The 16,882-nt window shown below is 69.7% G+C and carries 15 protein-coding genes, 3 tRNA genes and 2 pseudogenes; 7 read left to right on the forward strand and 13 right to left on the reverse strand.

What is annotated here, in order from left to right; genetic code table 11:
• Positions 1–32: 32 nt before the first annotated feature.
• Genes OG702_RS25355 through OG702_RS25365 form a run of 3 tightly spaced genes read right to left on the reverse strand, consistent with a single transcriptional unit; the run spans position 33 to position 1,579 of the window.
• The gene (locus OG702_RS25355; RefSeq protein WP_327291243.1) at positions 33–485 is read right to left on the reverse strand and encodes a MarR family winged helix-turn-helix transcriptional regulator; all 453 of its coding nucleotides are present in this window, start codon (positions 483–485) and stop codon (positions 33–35) included.
• Positions 486–539: 54 nt separating this feature from the next.
• Positions 540–758, reverse strand: coding sequence for a DUF397 domain-containing protein (locus tag OG702_RS25360; protein ID WP_327291244.1), 219 nt, complete (start codon positions 756–758; stop codon positions 540–542).
• Positions 755–1,579 (reverse strand): helix-turn-helix domain-containing protein, encoded by an 825-nt coding sequence (locus OG702_RS25365; protein WP_327291245.1) that lies wholly within the window; start codon positions 1,577–1,579, stop codon positions 755–757. The genes OG702_RS25360 and OG702_RS25365 overlap by 4 nt, the downstream gene beginning before the upstream one ends.
• 129 nt (positions 1,580–1,708) lie before the next feature.
• Here OG702_RS25365 and OG702_RS25370 point away from each other — a divergent pair, with 129 nt between their 5' ends.
• On the forward strand, positions 1,709–2,131 hold the full coding sequence (locus OG702_RS25370; protein WP_327291246.1) for an ATP-binding protein: 423 nt from the start codon (positions 1,709–1,711) through the stop codon (positions 2,129–2,131).
• 8 nt (positions 2,132–2,139) lie between these two features.
• On the opposite strand, the gene OG702_RS25375 is transcribed toward OG702_RS25370, so the two are convergent.
• From OG702_RS25375 to OG702_RS25395, 5 genes are all read right to left on the reverse strand, one after another.
• Positions 2,140–3,099, reverse strand: coding sequence for a DUF3048 domain-containing protein (locus OG702_RS25375; RefSeq protein WP_327291247.1), 960 nt, complete (start codon positions 3,097–3,099; stop codon positions 2,140–2,142).
• Between the two features lie 154 nt (positions 3,100–3,253).
• Complete coding sequence (locus OG702_RS25380) at positions 3,254–5,170, reverse strand: ABC transporter ATP-binding protein (protein WP_327293367.1); 1,917 nt, start codon at positions 5,168–5,170, stop codon at positions 3,254–3,256.
• Positions 5,171–5,319: 149 nt separating this feature from the next.
• Positions 5,320–7,056, reverse strand: a complete 1,737-nt coding sequence (locus tag OG702_RS25385; RefSeq protein WP_327291248.1) for an ABC transporter ATP-binding protein — start codon at positions 7,054–7,056, stop codon at positions 5,320–5,322.
• A 258-nt stretch (positions 7,057–7,314) separates the two neighbouring features.
• Positions 7,315–8,832 (reverse strand): FGGY family carbohydrate kinase, encoded by a 1,518-nt coding sequence (locus OG702_RS25390; protein ID WP_327291250.1) that lies wholly within the window; start codon positions 8,830–8,832, stop codon positions 7,315–7,317.
• Between the two features lie 81 nt (positions 8,833–8,913).
• Positions 8,914–9,210, reverse strand: a complete 297-nt coding sequence (locus tag OG702_RS25395; RefSeq protein WP_327291251.1) for a YtxH domain-containing protein — start codon at positions 9,208–9,210, stop codon at positions 8,914–8,916.
• A 188-nt stretch (positions 9,211–9,398) separates the two neighbouring features.
• Here OG702_RS25395 and OG702_RS25400 point away from each other — a divergent pair.
• The 3 genes from OG702_RS25400 (at position 9,399) to OG702_RS25410 (ending at position 9,781) form a co-directional block, all read left to right on the forward strand.
• A tRNA-Asn gene (locus tag OG702_RS25400) sits at positions 9,399–9,471 on the forward strand.
• Between the two features lie 5 nt (positions 9,472–9,476).
• Positions 9,477–9,549, forward strand: a tRNA-Asn gene (locus OG702_RS25405).
• Between the two features lie 155 nt (positions 9,550–9,704).
• A tRNA-Ile gene (locus OG702_RS25410) sits at positions 9,705–9,781 on the forward strand.
• A 206-nt stretch (positions 9,782–9,987) separates the two neighbouring features.
• On the opposite strand, the pseudogene OG702_RS25415 reads toward OG702_RS25410, so the two are convergent.
• Both OG702_RS25415 and OG702_RS25420 read right to left on the reverse strand, forming a co-directional pair.
• Positions 9,988–11,418 (reverse strand): annotated as a pseudogene (locus OG702_RS25415) (site-specific integrase); the annotation flags it as partial.
• 55 nt (positions 11,419–11,473) lie between these two features.
• A complete protein-coding gene (locus OG702_RS25420; RefSeq protein WP_327291252.1) occupies positions 11,474–12,115 on the reverse strand; it encodes a helix-turn-helix domain-containing protein in 642 nt (213 codons plus the stop codon).
• Positions 12,116–12,543: 428 nt separating this feature from the next.
• Here OG702_RS25420 and OG702_RS25430 point away from each other — a divergent pair, with 428 nt between their 5' ends.
• On the forward strand, positions 12,544–13,419 hold the full coding sequence (locus OG702_RS25430; protein WP_327291253.1) for an IS5 family transposase: 876 nt from the start codon (positions 12,544–12,546) through the stop codon (positions 13,417–13,419).
• A 15-nt stretch (positions 13,420–13,434) separates the two neighbouring features.
• On the opposite strand, the gene OG702_RS25435 is transcribed toward OG702_RS25430, so the two are convergent.
• Together OG702_RS25435 and OG702_RS25440 are read right to left on the reverse strand one after the other, a co-directional pair.
• Entirely contained in the window at positions 13,435–14,172 is a 738-nt protein-coding gene (locus tag OG702_RS25435; RefSeq protein WP_327291254.1) for a GNAT family N-acetyltransferase, read from the reverse strand.
• A gap of 265 nt (positions 14,173–14,437) precedes the next feature.
• Positions 14,438–14,644, reverse strand: coding sequence for a hypothetical protein (locus tag OG702_RS25440; protein ID WP_327291255.1), 207 nt, complete (start codon positions 14,642–14,644; stop codon positions 14,438–14,440).
• 527 nt (positions 14,645–15,171) lie between these two features.
• On the opposite strand from OG702_RS25440, the gene OG702_RS25445 reads away from it, so the two are divergent.
• Both OG702_RS25445 and OG702_RS25450 read left to right on the forward strand, forming a co-directional pair.
• Positions 15,172–15,342: a hydrophobic protein gene (locus tag OG702_RS25445; protein ID WP_327291256.1), complete on the forward strand. Its 171-nt coding sequence runs from the start codon at positions 15,172–15,174 to the stop codon at positions 15,340–15,342.
• Positions 15,343–15,615: 273 nt separating this feature from the next.
• A complete protein-coding gene (locus OG702_RS25450) occupies positions 15,616–15,807 on the forward strand; it encodes a CsbD family protein (RefSeq protein ID WP_327291257.1) in 192 nt (63 codons plus the stop codon).
• Positions 15,808–15,974: 167 nt separating this feature from the next.
• On the opposite strand, the pseudogene OG702_RS25455 reads toward OG702_RS25450, so the two are convergent.
• Positions 15,975–16,700 (reverse strand): annotated as a pseudogene (locus OG702_RS25455) (transposase family protein).
• Positions 16,701–16,882 lie beyond the last annotated feature (182 nt).

Raw genomic sequence — 16,882 nt, forward strand, 5'->3', positions numbered from 1 at the left:
CGGCCTCGCGGTCGGGCAGGGCGAGGCTGAGGTCAGGGCGACTGGGCCAGCCGCCGCAGGATGTCGGTGGTCGAGGCGAGGCCCGCGATCTCCTCGGGGGACAGCGCGCCCTCGATCGCGTGCGTCAGCCAGTCGTTCTTCGCGAGCCGCCCGGTGCGGAACTCCTCCCGGGCCGCGTCGGTGAGGCTCAGCACGGTCTTGCGGCCGTCCTTCGGATCGGGCGAGCCGCTGATCAGCCCGGCGGCCTCCAGCGCGCCGACGATCTTCGCCATGGACTGCGGCCGGACGCCCTCGGCGCGGGCGAGCGCCGTCGCGGTGGCGGCCCCGTCCCGTTCCAGCCGCAGCAGGACGGACGACTGCGACCGGGTGAGGTCGCTGCCGTCCGCCTGTTCCCGCAGCCTGCGCAGCAACTGCGACAGCACGACCCGCAGCTCGCCCGCGAGGGCGGCGGTGTCGGCCGGCGGCTGCGGCTGGGGTGCGTTCATACCCCCAGCATAGCGCTTCGACAGCGAACTGTGCAGTTGGCTGTCTATTTCACCTCAGGAGGAGAAGTCGGCGGACTTCACGGAGGCGATGAAGGCGGACCAGGCAGCCGGGGCGAAGGACAGGGCGGGGCCGTGCGGGTCCTTGCTGTCCCGGACGGGGACCTCGCCGGTCGCAGCGAGGTGACTCGGGGCCCATTCGACGCAGTCGCCGCCGTTGCTCCCGCTGTAGGAGGATTTGCGCCAGTCGCCGGCAGGGCTCGAAGGGTGCGTCATGAGTAACGGTCCTCCAGGAGGGAGTCGATCAACTTGGCCGTCTCGTCCGGCGGTTCCGCCACGGCTTTGAGCAGATCATAGGCGTCCTGCGCCGTGGCGACGTCGCTCGGATCCGCGAGGATGTACCCCCGGGGGAATCCATCAACGTGCGACACATCGGCGCCTCCCGCGAACGAAAGCAGGCTCCACCCGGATTCCGTTCCGTACTGCCATCCTCTGCGCCTGATGATCTGCACTCGATGTTGCGGCGTCTCCGCGAGCTCCCGCAGGCGGATCAGCTGCTGGCGCATGATCGCCGTGTCGCCGACGGTGTTCGTCAGCACCGCCTCGTTGAGGACGAGCCACAGACGCGCAGGGTCCTCCTCCCTGGTCAGGATGCGTTGCCGCTCCACCCGCGCGGTGACGAGGTCGTCCAGGTTCGTCGGGCGCCCGGTGCGCAGCACGGCCCTCGCGTAGTCGGGGGTCTGGGTGAGCCCGGGGAAGAGCTGCGGGTGGAACATCCGCACCACCGTCGCGGTCCACTCCAGCTCCGCGTACGGGCGGAACCACGGCGGGAAGGCGTACCGCAACGCAAGTGGCCAGAACCGTTCGAAGCGGCCGTTCGCGTGCGGGAACGTGGCGTCACAGGCGCGTGCGAAGTCCAGCGTAGGAACGCGCTCACCGGTCTCGATCTTCGCGACCAGCGAGTAGCTGCAGCAGGCGATCTTGCCCAACTCGGCCCGGGACATGCCGAGCCGCTCGCGTTCGAGTCTGACCTCGGAACCGAAGTAGCGCAGGGGCGATGCGGTGGGGTCGGCGGTGGTCTCGGTGTCGACGCTCATGGCGTGACCTCCCGGGGGGCGATGGACGGTCGGGGCCGTCCAAGCTGACGCTCTATCACTTTGTGTGGCTGGCCGACAGCCTAGGAGTAGCCAAGGAGGCGTGGGACAAGAACGGCGAAAGGTCCATTGATGGCAACCGAGATCGGCACGGCGAACGACGGTGAAGTCGTGCGCCGTTGGCCCAACTCCGCGCGGTCGGTGCCGCGTGCCAGGCGTGAACTGCTCGACACGCTGGCGGCGTGGAAGCTGACCGAGCTGGAGGACTCGGCGGTCCTCGTACTGTCGGAGCTGGTCACCAACGCCGTGACCCACGCGGGCAGTCCGCGCGGCCGGGAGATCGAGACGCGCTTCTTCCGGCTGTCGGACGGGCGGTTGCGGATCGAGGTGCACGACGCGGGCGACGACCGGCCGGTGCTGCGGCGGGTGTCCGACACCGACGAGGGCGGCCGCGGCCTGCTGCTGGTGGACGCGGTGACCGCCCACCAGTGGGGCGTCAGCAGCCGCGGCGGAGTCGGCAAGCTGGTGTGGGCGGTGTGCGCGGCACCGTCATAGGACGGCGGTCAGGGCTCCAGCACGATCCAGGTGCGGCCCGGATGGAGCGGCAGCGTACGGCCGTCGAAGGTGTACGTCGTCCCGTCGCCGGCCGCCGGGCGGTCCCAGGTGGCGGCGTACGAGCGGCCGTTGCGCAGGATCTGCGCGGAGCCGTGGCCGACGGTCTGGGAGAAGGGGACGAAGCCGGTGCGGCTGTGGAAGTCGGACTCCCTGACGGTCACGTGCTGGACGATGACGTTGTCCGCCGTCCAGGGCGAGGTCTTGCCGTCCATGGCGACGCGGTACTGGGAGCCGTTCCAGCTGAAGGAGAAGCGGGCGGCGGGCATCTTCGCCGAGGCGCTGGTGCCTGGGCCGCCGCCGGCCGGGGTGGCGTCGGCGAACCGCAGGCCGATGTCCTTGGCGGTGCCGCCCTTGTCCGCGGGCTTGGCCGGGTGGAGGAATTCGTTGTGCGGGGCGGGGCGGTCGTGGTTGCGGAAGAAGTCCTTCGTGCCGGTCACGGCGGTGAGGTCGTCGTTCTTCTTGAGCTCAGGCAGCAGCTGGCTCTGGGCGCCGGAGAAGGCGAGCGCCGGCTTGTTGTACTCCTGGAGCAGCTGCACGTCCGTCTGCCGCGCGCTGCGGACCGGGCCGACGACCGGCGGCAGGTGGTTGCTGTCGAAGACCGCCATCAGCCGCGACAGGCCGCCCTCGACCTCTATGGCGTAGACGATCGCGGCATCATTGAGCCCGGTCTGCGGCCGGGCCGCGGGCACGTTGTCGATCTTGACGGCCAGCACATGCCCGGCGGCCCCCGCCTCCCCGGTCAGGAACGACCTCGGCCCGCCGCCCCCACTACTGCTACTGCTGCTGCTGGTCGCGCTGGGGGAGGCACCGCCGCCCCCGCCACCGCCCCCCGAGCAGCCCGCGACCAGCACACCTACGACCGCAGCGGCCCCTATGCCGCCTACCCGCAGTGCTCGCCTTCTGCCCATGGCTGCTCCCACCATCCACTCGACCCCACCCCATACTGCGCCCCCCTCCCCACGAAGTCCTCCGGAAGAGGTCCACCCGATAATCCGGTGGGCCGCCCGGGGCCGCCCGGGGCCGCCCGGGGCCGTGTGGCGCAGGGGGGCGCGGTGAGGGGGGTCAGTCGACCTCGGCCACCGCCTGGGCGAACTGGGCCGCGTAGAGGCGGGCGTACGCGCCGCCCGAGGCGAGGAGTTCGTCGTGGGTGCCCTGTTCGACTATCGAGCCGGACTCCATGACCAGGATGACGTCGGCGTCACGGATCGTGGACAGCCGGTGGGCGATCACGAAGCTCGTCCTGCCGTGGCTGAGTTGGGCCATGGCACGCTGGATGAGGACCTCGGTGCGGGTGTCCACCGAGCTGGTCGCCTCGTCGAGGACCAGGATCACCGGGTCGGACAGGAAGGCCCTGGCGATGGTGATCAGCTGCTTCTCGCCCGCGCTCACGCCGGTGCCCTCGTCGTCGATGACGGTGTCGTAGCCGTCGGGGAGGGTGCGGATGAAGCGGTCGGCGTGCGCGGCCCTGGCGGCCGCCTCGATGTCCTCGCGGGTGGCGTCCTCGGTGCCGTAGCCGATGTTCTCGGCGATCGTGCCGCCGAAGAGCCAGGTGTCCTGGAGCACCATGCCGATCGAGGAGCGCAGCTCCTCCCGGGACATCGCCGCGACGTCGGTGCCGTCCAGCGTGATCCGGCCGCCGGAGACCTCGTAGAAGCGCATCAGCAGGTTGACCAGCGTGGTCTTGCCCGCGCCGGTCGGGCCGACGATGGCCACCGTCTGGCCGGGCTGCACGGCCAGGGACAGGCCGTCGATCAGCGGGGTGTCCGGGTCGTAGCGGAAGGAGACGTCCTCCAGCGCCACCCGCCCGGTCAGCTCGGCGGGGCGGGCCGGGGCCTTCGGGTCCTGCGACTGCTCCTCGGCGTCGAGGAGCTCGAAGACCCGCTCCGCCGAGGCGACCCCGGACTGGATCAGATTCGCCATGCTCGCGACCTGGGTCAGCGGCTGGCTGAACTGCCGCGAATACTGCACGAAGGCCTGCACGTCGCCGATGGACAGCGCGCCCGACGCGACCCGCAGACCGCCGACGACGGCGACCAGGACGTAGTTCAGGTTGCCGATGAACATCATCATCGGCTGGATGGTGCCGGAGATGAACTGCGCCTTGAAGCCGGTGTCGTAGAGCGCCTCGTTCTCCAGCCGGAAGGCCTCCGCGGACTCCTCGGCGCGGCCGAAGACCTTGACCAGGGAGTGGCCGGTGTACATCTCCTCGATGTGCGCGTTCAGCTTGCCGGTGGTCTTCCACTGCTGCACGAACTGCGGCTGCGCCCGCTTGCCGACCCGGGTGGCCACCAGCAGCGTCACCGGCACGGTGATCAGGGCCACCAGGGCCAGCAGCCAGGAGATCCAGAACATCATCGCCAGCACGCCGACGATGGTCAGCAGCGAGTTGATCAGCTGGCCCATGGTCTGCTGCATGGTCTGGCCGATGTTGTCGATGTCGTTGGTGGCGCGGCTGAGCACCTCGCCGCGCGGCTGCTGGTCGAAGTACCGCAGCGGCAGTCGGGACAGCTTCGCCTCGACATCCCTGCGCAGCCGGTAGACCGTCCGGTTGATGACGATGATCGCGACCCGCATCTGGACGACGCTGAAGAGCGACGCCACCACGTACACCCCGAGCGCCAGCAGCAGGACGCCGCCGATCGCGTGGAAGTCCATGCCCTTGCCGGGGGTGAAGTCGATGCCCGACAGCATGTCGGCCACCCCGCCCTTGCCGTGCGCCCGCAGCGAGTCGAGCGCCTGGTCCTTCGTGGTCCCCGACAGCTGGCGGCCGATCACCCCGGCGAAGATCAGGTCGGTGGCGTGGCCGAGGATGCGCGGGCCGGTGACGGCGAGCGCGACGCTGACCGTGCCGACGGCGAGGACGACGTAGAGCAGGAGGCGGTCGGGGCGCATCAGGCCGATCAGCCGCTTGAAGGAGTTCTTGAAGTCCATCGAGCGCTCGATCGGGCCGCCGCTCATGAAGCGGCCGGGGCCGCCCATCGGGGCCGGGCCGCGGCGCGGGACCGCCAGCGGCTTGCCGCCGCCGGGCCCGGGGCCGCCGCCCGGCGCGGCGCCGTTGCCCGCCGGGCCGCCCTTGCTCAGAGGGTCGCCGGGACCGCCGGGAGCGCCGGCCTTGCCTTCGGGGTCGCTCATGCCGCGGCCTCCTGCTCGGTCAGCTGGGACAACACGATCTCCCGGTAGGTCTCGTTGCCGGCCATCAGCTCGGCGTGCGTGCCGGTGCCGACGACCCGGCCCTCGTCCAGGACGACGATCCGGTCGGCCTCGCGGATGGTGGACACCCGCTGGGCCACGATCACCACCGTCGCCTGCGCGGTCTCCGCCGCCAGCGCGCGCCGCAGCGCCGCGTCCGTGGCGTAGTCCAGCGCGGAGAAGGAGTCGTCGAAGAGGTAGATCTCCGGGCGCCGCACCAGCGCCCGCGCGATGGCGAGCCGCTGCCGCTGCCCGCCGGAGACATTGCTGCCGCCCTGCGCGATCGGGGCGTCCAGGCCACCCTCGAGCCGCTCCACGAAATCCCTGGCCTGCGCCACCTCCAGCGCGTGCCACAGCTCGTCGTCGGTCGCGTCCGGTTTGCCGTAGCGCAGGTTGGAGGCCACCGTGCCGGAGAAGAGATACGGCTTCTGCGGCACCAGCCCGACCGTTCTGGCCAGCAGCGCCGGGTCGAGCTCCGCCACGTCCTCGCCGTCGACCAGCACCCGGCCGCCGGTGGCGTCGTACAGCCGCGGGATCAGCCCGAGCAGGGTGGACTTGCCGCTGCCGGTGGAGCCGATCACCGCGGTGGTCTCACCCGGCCTGGCCATCAGGTCCACGCCCCGCAGCACCGCGGCCTCGGCGCCGGGGTAGGCGAAGTCGACGTTGAACAGCTCCAGCTCGCCGTGCCGGCGCAGGGTGGTGATCGGCGCCCTGGGCGGAACGACGCTGGAGGCGGTGTTCAGCACCTCCTCGATGCGCTCGGCGCACACCTCGGCGCGCGGCACCATCATGAACATGAAGGTGGCCATCATCACCGACATCAGGATCTGCATCAGATAGCTCAGGAAGGCGGTCAGCGCGCCGATCTGCATGCCGCCGCTGTCGATCCGGTGGGCGCCGAACCACAGCACGGCCACGCTGGAGATGTTCACGATCGCCATCACGGTGGGGAACATCAGCGCCAGCAGCCGGCCGGTGGCCAGCGAGACCTCGGTGACCTCGTCGTTGGCCTTGCCGAAGCGCTGCTTCTCGTAGTCGTCCTTGACGAAGGCCCTGATCACCCGGATACCGGTGATCTGCTCGCGCAGCACCCGGTTGACGGTGTCGACGCGCTTCTGCATGGTGCGGAACAGCGGGCGCAGCCGGCGGATGATCAGGCTGACGGCGACGGCGAGCACCGGCACCACGGCCAGCAGCAGCGACGACAGCGGCACGTCCTGGCCGAGCGCCATGACGATGCCGCCGAAGCACATGATCGGCGCCGAGACCATCATGGTGAACGTCATCAGCACCAGCATCTGGACCTGCTGGACGTCGTTGGTGGTCCGGGTGATCAGCGAGGGCGCGCCGAACTGACCGACCTCGCGCGCCGAGAAGCTCTGCACCCGGTCGAAGACCGACCGGCGTATGTCCCGGCCGACGGCCATGGCGGTGCGGGCGCCGTAATAGACGGCGCCGATCGCGCACACCACCTGCACGACGGTGACGCCGATCATGGTGGCGCCCATGCCCAGGATGTAGCCGGAGTCACCCTTGACCACGCCGTTGTCGATGATGTCGGCGTTGAGGGTGGGCAGGAAGAGGGCCGCGATGGTCTGGACGAGCTGCAGCGCGACCAGCGCGCTGATGGGGCGCTTGTACGGTCCCAGGTGGGAGCGCAGGAGACGGATCAGCACACTGACTACCTCGGGGTCGGTCGGCTCGGGCACGGCGGAGCGGTCGTACGGCGGTAGGGGACGCTAAGGACAGAACCCTTTTTAACCGCTAGGACGCAGGCGCACCGCCCGGGGTTGATCCGTCCGGCCCGGTACGTCGGCCTGTACGTCCGGCGCCATGTCCAGCGGCATGTCCAGCGGCACCGCCCGGGCGCCGGGCCGGCGCGGCCCCCCGTCGGCGGGCAACACTATCCTCAGGCATCGCCGTGCCGCACGTGATTAAAGCGAGGCAAAAGCTCCCGGGTGGGTCTGCTCGCGTACCGCGGTGTACTGCTGGCGCACCGCCGAGCCGACCGCCGTACCGCCCCCGCCGTTGCCCGTGCCGTCGGGGCCGCCCGGCCCGCCGCCGTGCTCCGCGCCCTCGGCCGGCGCGCCGTCAGCCGGGTCGAGCAGCAGGGCTCCCGGCCGCGACCAGTGCGGGGGCTCGCTCTGCGACTGGGAGCCGAGCACCGCGCCCAGCGACCAGGCGGCCTGCCGGGCCGCACCGATCGCCGCGTACTCCGCCGGCGGCGGCACCACGACCAGGGTGCCGAACAGCGCGGGGGCCAGCGCCTGCACCGCGGGCAGTTCGGCCGCGGCGCCGAGCAGGAAGACCCGGTGCACCTCGACGCCCTTGATGCGCAGCACGTCCAGCGCGTCGGCGAGGCCGCACAGCATGCCCTCGAAGGCCGCCCGCGCCAGGTGCTCCCGCTTCATCGAGTCCCGCCGCAGCCCGGACAGGGTGCCCGCGGTGTGCGGCAGGTCCGGGGTCCGCTCGCCCTCCAGATACGGCAGCAGCACCAGCCCGTACGCCCCCGGCGTCGACTGCAGCGCCAGCTCGGAGAGCCCCGCCAGGTCGGTGCCCAGCAGCTCGGCGGTGGCGCGCAGGGTGCGTACGGCGTTGCGCACCTGCACCACCGGCAGGTGGCGGCCGGTCGCGTCGGCGAAGGCGGTGACCGTGGCCGTCGGGTCCTTCAGCGCCTCGTGGTGCACCGCGAAGACGGTGCCGGCCGCGCCGAGCGAGACCACCGCGTCGCCCGGGCCGAGCCCGAGGCCCAGGGCGGCGGCCATGTTGTCGCCGGTGCCGGCCGAGATGAGCAGGCCCTCGGGCGTCTGGCCCGCGGGCTCGGCGGGGGCCAGCACGTCGGGCAGCGCCACCTGGTGGCCCAGGGCCAGCTCGATCAGGTCCTCGCGGTAGTCGCCGGTGGCCGCCGACCAGTAGCCGGTGCCGGACGCGTCGCCGCGGTCGGTGGTGCGGCGGGTCGGCTGGCCGAGCAGCTGCCACACCAGCCAGTCGTGCGGGAGCAGCACCTCCGCGATGCGCTTGGCCGCGGCCGGCTCGTGCTGCGCCAGCCAGCGCAGCTTCGCCACCGGATACGCCGCCTGCGGCTGGGCGCCCACCGCCTCCGCCCAGCCGGCCGGCCCGCCCAGCTCCTGCGTCAGGTCCGCGGCCTGCACCTGCGCCCGCTTGTCCCCGCGCAGCAGCGCCGGGCGTACGGTCACACCGCCCGCGTCCAGCGCGAGCAGCCCGTGCTGCTGCCCGGAGATCCCGATCGCCTGCACACCTTCGAGCACCCCGCCCTTCGCCGCCTCGCCCAGCGACAGCAGCCATTCCTGCGGGTCGATCTCGGTCGGCTTCTCGCCGTCCGGCACCTCGTGGGGTGCGTACCCCTGCCGCAGGACCTCACCGGTGTCGGAATCGCATACGACGACGGTGGTACCCGCGGTGGAGCTGTCTATACCGGCCACTTTGCCCATACGGCCGATGATGCCGTACCCGGCACCCGCCGCGCCTCACGGTTCGGCGTCAGCTGCGGCAGGTGTTCGAGCCGCCCGCGCTCAGGTGTTGGACGTACCCCACTCGTCGTCAGGCCCGTTGCCGTTGCGCATCGACCGCACCTTCTCGGCCAGCGCGTCCGGCAGGCGCGGTCCGACCTTCGCCGACACGGTGTCGGCGGCCTTCACCGCCGCGGTCCTGCTCTGCTGCGCGGCGCTCTCCGCGGCGTTGCGCACCGCGGGGTTCTTCGCGAAGCGCTGTGCGGCGGCGAGCAGCTGGTCGTAGCGCTCCCGACCCGCCCGTGCGCCGACCACGAAGCCGAACGCGGCTCCCACGATGAACGTCAGCTTGTAGCGCATGGCTCCACCCTTTCTCACCGGATCCCGTCGCACCGCGCGTCGCTCCGCGCCTACCCTCCGCACCCGGCTGACAACCCCGGGGCAAGCGGTTGGCGGAGCACCCCCCCACTTGCGCTAATGTATGTGTCGCACGGAGAGCGCGCCTTCCGGGACCACCCCGGCGGGTGCATTCGGTGCACGCAGAGCGATCCCCTGTAGCTCAATTGGCAGAGCAGCCGGCTGTTAACCGGCAGGTTACTGGTTCGAGTCCAGTCGGGGGAGCTCGGTCCCCTGTAGCTCAATTGGCAGAGCAGCCGGCTGTTAACCGGCAGGTTACTGGTTCGAGTCCAGTCGGGGGAGCGCCGGATCAGGGCCCCGTAGGGGTCCTTTTTCATTCCTGCGGGAACCATCCGCCCGCCCGGCGAGTCCACCTGATGGCGCTTCTGTGACCCACGAGGGCGACAGATCGTATGAGCAGCTATGCTGCGGCAGACGGCGCGCACGCCACGCCGTACGGGGCGGTAGCTCAGCCGGTTAGAGCAGCGGACTCATAATCCGCCGGTCGTGGGTTCGAGTCCCACCCGCCCCACCATGGCCACTCACCGGCATATGCCGGTTGACCTGCGCACCCTTTGCGGTGGCGGGCTTGGCCAGGGGGAAGAGGCCTTCCTTCATGAAGGCTGGTGAGCCCGAGGTGAGCCCGGAGGTTCGCGAGATCGTCTTACCGGCGGCGCGTGGGACGAGCAGGGCGGCCTTCTCGGCCACCTCGCGGTCCAGCTCGGGCAGCAGGCTTGTGTATGTGTCGGAAGTCAGCTGGATCGAGGCGTGCCGAAGCGTCTCCTTGATCGTGTGCGTGTCCGCGCCGCTGGCGTGCATCAGGGTGGCAGCCAGATGCCGGAGATCCCGGAAGCTGATCGGTGGAAGACCGGCGGTCATGGCGATGCGCCGGAAGGCGTCGGACACCTTCTCTGGGTGGAGCCAGCCCCCGTCTTCGGTCGTGAAGGCATTGCCGGTCTCCTGCCAGCCCTCGCCCCATGCCTGGCGTTCCTGGGCCTGCCGGAGGCGGTGAGCGCGGAGAGCTGCCACGGTGAGACTGTCCAGGTGGATGGTCGCCGCGCTGCCGTCCGTCTTCGGTAGGGATTCGTAGGGCGTCCAGCCGTCCTGGACGATCGTCTTGGTCACGGTCAGCTCGCCGTGTTCCAGGTCGATGTCGGCCCAGTCCTGGCCGACGGCCTCGCCGCGCCGGAGACCGCGAAAGGCCACGAGGTGGAACAGCGCGTATAGCCTGTCGCCCTCGGCCTTGTCCAGGAAGCGGCCCAAAAGCTCCGGCGTCCACACCATGACCGGCGACGGCCTCTCGCCGGTGGCTTCCCAGCGCCGGACGCGCTCGGGCGTCCACAGCACTGCCTTAGGCCGTTTCCCTGAGGCCAGTTCGATTCCCCCTGCCGCGGGGTTGTAGCTGATGAGGCGTCGGGTGACCGCGAGGTTCAGCGCTGCGCGCAGGGTCGATCGGATGCGCTGGCGGGTGGCGGCGCCGGTGACGCGGCGGAAGGGTCTCATCTCGGCGAGCCTGGCTCGTTCGGCGGCCAGCCGGCGGCGTTCGGCGGTGTTGGGAGCGCCGGGCCTCCCCGGCTTGGAGCGTGCAGCTTGCTCCCGCCGTGCCATGTTCTCCGCGAGGACGACCTCGTTGTCGTCGACGATCATGTCGAACATCGCCTGGACGTGGCCGCTCGTCAGCTTGTCCAGACGGATGCGTCCCAGGCGCGGCTTGAGGTGCACCTCGATGTGGGAACGGTATCCGTTCGTCGTCGTGGTGCGGGTCTTCTTCGTGGCGAGCCAGATGTCCAGCCACTCGCCGACGGTCAGGTGCGTGGTGAGTGACTGGCCGGCGTGCAGTTTCCGGCGCGTGTCCTCCAGGCGCGGTAGTGGCGACTTCTCCTTGGACGTGACCTCCAGCAGCTCCGCGATCCTGAGCCGTCCCTCGTCGTCGTCGGCCTCGGGGATGGCGAGAAGGGCTCGTATCTTGTCGAGGTCGTCCTGAGCCGCCTTCGCGGATTCGTAACCGCTTCGGCGGAAGGTCCGCCTGCTGCCGTCCTCCCGGGCGGGAAGCTCCTGTCGCACGGTCCAGGTGCCGTGACGGCGCTGCGAGAGCTTCGGGCATGACAAGCCGTACTGCTTGCCGGTCTCGGGGTCACGGCAGGCGCACCGCCGGAATGTCGAGCCTTTCACATCTGTGTCCTTACTCGGTGAACTGCTTGTTCGCCGCCGTTGCTTCGTCGGCGGATCAGACTTCCGCGTCGGGCTGGTCGACGAAGGCGAGGTCGTCAGGGAGTGTGGGGGGTACGAGGTTTCGCTCCCGCATCCGGTTACGGAAGGCGCGCAGATCCGCGCTGTCTTCGAAGGCGTGTTCCTCGTATCCGGCTGCGCGTTCTAGGAGGGCGGCTCTGCGGGCTCGGTCCAGGGTGGTACTGGCCTCGCGCCGACGCTCCTTGGCCAGAGTGCTGGAGGCGGTGGCAGCGGCCACGAGGTCGCCATGGTTGCGGAAGAGGTCGAGCAGGTCGCGGGCGGTGCCCTGGGGGGCTGGCTGGTTGGTGGGGGTTTCGCCGGTGAACCAGGCGAGGGCGTCCCAGGTGGAGACCTCTCGCCCCGGCAGGACCTCGACGGACGCTTCGGTACCGAGAGGGAAGAGGAGGGCGACGGGCGGGACGCCGAGGACGTCGGCCAAGACGACGAGGTCGGCGATCGTGATGTTGGCCCGGCGCCCGACCTCCAGGTTCTTGATGGTCTGCTCTTTGATCTCGGGGTACCCGCGGTCGGTGCAGCCCTGGGCGAGGTCGCTCATGGTGAGGCCGGCGGCCTGCCGGGCCTCGCGCATCGCCTGGACCACGCGGGCGGTGAAGGTTGTCGGCCACTGCTCTGGTGTCATTGTTGCACTCTAGTATCGGTAAAAGTGCATCTGCAACTCTGTGATACACCTTCTCCGTGCACAGGGCACTGCGAGCACCAGGAGGGTCATCGTGAAAGCACTCAACTCGCGCGGTGAGGTGCGAGGGTTGACGGGCGAAGAGCTTCTCGGTCTGCCGGCGGCCATCGACCTGGACACTGCCAACCGGGCCCTCATGATCGGGCGGTCGACCGGCTACGCACTTGCCAGGCAGGGGCGCTACCCGGTCAGGGTGCTGCGTCTGGGGAACGCGTACCGAGTAGTGACGGCCGCCTGCTGCGGTTGCTCGGCCTGGAGCGGCAGCACCCGGACGGTGGCAAAGGCAGGCCAGGCGAAGGGGTCGGCGAGACCACGCTGGTCGCCTAGGGTCTGTTGTGAAAGTGGATCAAGATCGTAGATGATCAAAGCCCGTGGGACGTGGCGATCTGACGAACGGCCAGTGGGAGCGGCTGGAGCCGTTGCTGCCGGTAGGCAAGAAGCCAGGCCGCCCGTGGACCTGGACGCGCCGGCAGCTGATAGACGGCATACGGTGGCGGACCCGGACCGGGGCACCCTGGCGTGACCTGCCCGAGCGTTACGGGCCGTGGGACCGGGCCTACGACCTGTTCCGGCGCTGGCAGCGCGACGGCAGCTGGAAACGGATCTTCGAGCAGCTGCAGGCCGAGGCCGATGCGAAAGGCCTGATCACGTGGGACGTGAGCGTCGATTCGACCATCGCCCGTGCCCACCAGCACGCCGCCGGGGCCCGTAAAAGGGGGGGATCTCCAGAAGGAGCCTCCCGGAGGCGTCGAACCGAGCCCGACGACCACGGCCTCGGCCGCTCGCGTGGCGGGCTGACCACGAAGCTGCATCTGGCGGTCGAGCAGGGACAGAAGCCGCTGTCCCTGCTCGTCACGGCCGGTCAGCGGCACGACAGTCCCCAGTTCCAGCCGGTCCTCGACGCTATCCGGGTACTGCGGACCGGGCCCGGCCGGCCTCGCACGAAGCCGGACAGGGTTCGCGCAGACAGGGCGTACGGTTCTCGCGCGAACCGCGCCTACCTGCGCCGACGCGGCGTGAAGTGCACCATTCCGGAGAAGGCGGACCAGATCCGGAACCGCGAGAAGCTCGGCTCCCGAGGTGGCCGCCCGCCCAAGTTCGACAAGCACGACTACAAGCAGCGCCACGCGGTCGAGTGCGGGATCAATCGCCTCAAGCGCAACCGCGCAGTGGCCACGAGGTACGACAAGCTTGCGGTTCGCTACGAGTCCATCGTGCTGGTCGCCGCAATCGAAGAGTGGCTGTGAGCAGTCGGCTGGAGCTCAGGGTGCCGTGCGGTAGTGGTAGGCGCAGGCTTCGGTGAAGCCCGCTGTCTCGTACAGCCGAAGAGCGGGAACGTTGTCGCGCTCCACCTGGAGATACATGTGGTCGGCCTGGCGGGCCTCCGCCCAGCGGGCCAGCGCTGCGAGCACGTGACGACCTGCGCCCCTGCCGCGTGCCTGGGGCAACGTCGCCATGCCGAACAGCCCGGCCCAGCCGTCGTCGACGACCGCGCGGCCAACCGCGACGACCTCATTCCCGAACGTCACACTGGCGTAGCCGCATGGCCGCTCCAGGCGTGCGAGCACGTCCCACGCGGCCTGCAGATCGCCTCCGTTCACGGCGTGCCAGACGTCGAACCAGGCGCCCGTCGGGTGATCGTCCACGCTGACCTGGCATGGCTGCGTCGACGACGGACCGTCGATCTGCGGGGATTGGGCCACCTGCAACGACACCGGGCTCTCCGCACGGTAGCCGCGCTCTGTCAGTACCGCGTCGAGCCCTGGCGGGCACACACCCGGAGTGACCTGGAACCGCGCGACTTCACCGCGTGCCGCATAGAACTCCTCGGCCCTGACCACCCGGCGCAGCAACTCGTCTGGTCGGGCATCACCGTGCGGCAGCACCGTTCCGATCCACCAGGAGCTACTGGGGGCGTGCCGCAGCCACCAGCCGTCCGCGTGCTCGATGTACTCAGCGGGAAGGGCCTGTGCCGCCCTCTCCTGCAAGTCCCTGATCATCCCCGAACTGACCACAGCACGTGAGACCACCCCGACACCACCTTCCGTACTGCTGTGCATCGGACGCTCGCAGATGCTGACACAGCAGCAGCCACTTTCGAAACACGCCCTAGTGGACCCCTGCAGAGGAAGGGCGAGGCGGGATCGCAGCCAGTGTGCGCAGGGGTCGCCTGCGGGTGGCGAAGTTTTCGGCGGAGGATCAGTCCGCACTCGCGTCGGCATCGGCCGTCTCCTTCGCCTGGACACCCCGATGCGCGAGCCCCACTCAGTCCCACGCCGCAGGGCCGCCGCCATGCCAATCGATCAGAGGCGTGTTCGCAAGGTCGATCTGGTCAACGTCTTCGAGACCGGATCGCCGCAGGAATTCCAGCACGTCTTCTGGGCGGTACGCGATGCCGAGAGTTTCGGCATCCACACGGACCCGGCGACCGCCGTCCCGGCCCTGAGGATCGACCACCACTCGTGCGTCCATGACCCCAGCCTGCCTGCGGTGGGCAGACCACGCACGTCGGGCGTGATCTACTTCCGGCCCGTCGTCTTCCCCCATACTGGCGCGCGGTGCCATCGCCGGAGAAGATCCGAACTCGTGGGGCCCACGGAACGGCTGGCACCCGGGATGCGTTGGGCGGGCATGGAACCCACACCCGGCCCGGCCCCACGACCGGCTCCCACACCCCTTCCCGTTCCAGAGCCGATCCCCAGTCCTACCCCGCTTCCCAGTCCCACCCCGGTGCCGCCGCCGACTCCCGCTCCCAGCCCCGCTCCCGTGCCGTCGCCGATACCGGACCCCGGCCCGGTGCCCGCGCCGAACACGACCGTAGTGGTTGCCCATTGACGCAGCCGCTCGAATTGGCTGCGGCCCCCCGCCGTTCGCCGTCGCACCGGGCGAACGGGGTTTCTCCACAGGCCTTCCGCACCCTGACGATGCGCCACACCCGCTTTTACGTGATGCATGACAGGTTCAGGTCGGGGAATACGGCCTGTCGGAGGTAGATAATCATGGGACCGTTGCTCATAGTTCTTCTGCTCGCGCTCCTCTTGTTCGGCGGGGGTTTCGCGCTGCATCTACTGTGGTGGATCGCTGTGGTCGTCATCATCGTGTGGGCGCTCGGCTTCGTCATGCGGGGCACGCACTCAAGCGGCGGCAGGAACCGCTGGTACCGCTGGTAGAACGGCAGGTAGGCAGTGCGGGCGGTGGCCCACCCCGAGCGGGTGGGCCACCGCCCGCACCGCTGTACCGCATATCTTCGGTGCGATCGGGAATGCCTGGTAAATTCAGGGACAGGAGTCTCCTGCCGGGAGGTTTCCGGAAAACGTGCAGCGTCTCAACCTCCGCCGGAAGCCTTCCGGCACTTGGCACCAAAGCTGCTTCACCGACGCCGTTTCTCCTGCTTTTCCGTGGCTGACACGGCGGTTGGCGAGGCCGAAAACCGAGGAGTCCTTATGAGCGGCAGCGACAAGGCCAAAGCCAAGACCGAGCAGGCCAAGGGCAAGGCCAAGGAGGCAGTCGGCAGCGCGGTCGGCAACGAGAGCCTGGAGGCCGAGGGGCGCGGCGACCAGGCCAAGGGTGATGTGCGCGAGGCGGGCGAGAAGGCCAAGGACGCCGTCAAGGACGTCTTGAAGCGCAAGGACTGACAAGCCGGCCAGACAGAGCCTTCGGACAGCTGGGCGCGGGTCGGCATCGCCTCATCAGCTGATGCCGACCCCGGCCGGGGCCGGTTACTCGCGGAGTATCCGACCCGGGTCGAACCGTGATCTCTCAGCGGCTCCGGGGTGAGGTCTCCGAGCGGACCATCGCACCGTCATCTGTTCGACGAACGAGCTGAGTCCCTCAACGCCCTCATAACGCAGGGCCGTCGGGACTCGCGGGCAGTTCCCGAATGAAGTTCCCCCCTGATCTTGGCCTGTGAGCGGTTCACGGCCTGCTGGCCCTCGGAGAGGGTCTCCCATCGGCCTCGGTACGGCACGCGGACAGCAGGTCCGGCGCCCTGGTAGCCCTTGTCGGCCCAGCAGTGGATCTTTGCTGAGGTCAGGGCGTCGAGGATGCCGTGTTCGCGTGCGGCGCGGATGTCATGGACGGCTCCGGGCAGGGCGGGGGAGGCCCAGAGAAGACGTCCGGCCGGGTCGGCGAGGACTTGGACGTTCATGCCGTGCTTCTTGTGTTTGCCCGAGTAGAACGGTCGGTCGGCAGCGATCCGGTCGATGGGCAGGACAGTGCCGTCGAGCAAGACGAACGCCTTCGCTGACGCTTGGCGGACGGCTTGTTCGAGCGTGGGTGCCAGGGCGGCCAGGAGGTCGACGACTTCGGTGATGTACCGATACGCCGTCGTCGTGCCGATGCCGAACCCGGCTGCCAGCTGGGCGTAGGTGTGTCCCATGCGCAAGTGGGCGAGGGCGAGCAGCGCCTGTCGGCCGGCGCTCAATCAGGGCCACCGGCTGCCGATCGCACGGCGACGCTCGCGCAGACGGGCGGTGAGGAAGCGAAGATGCGGGCTGGACAGGTCCAGCCCGGACGGATAGACAAACACGTGAAGCCTCTGGCAGCGCGGGTGATCTTGGTCGTGAACCCGTCTACCAGGGGCTTCACTCGTCTGTCACGCCAACTACCAGACCGGCAGGGCAGGTTGGAAAAGGCTCAGTGAATCCGCGACCCGGACCGCTTCCGTCGACTGTTCTTGATCTTGCTCTGAGAAAGGGTCGTTATGAGAGA

The sequence above is a fragment of the Streptomyces sp. NBC_01198 genome (genome assembly GCF_036010485.1).
GTDB lineage: Bacteria > Actinomycetota > Actinomycetes > Streptomycetales > Streptomycetaceae > Actinacidiphila.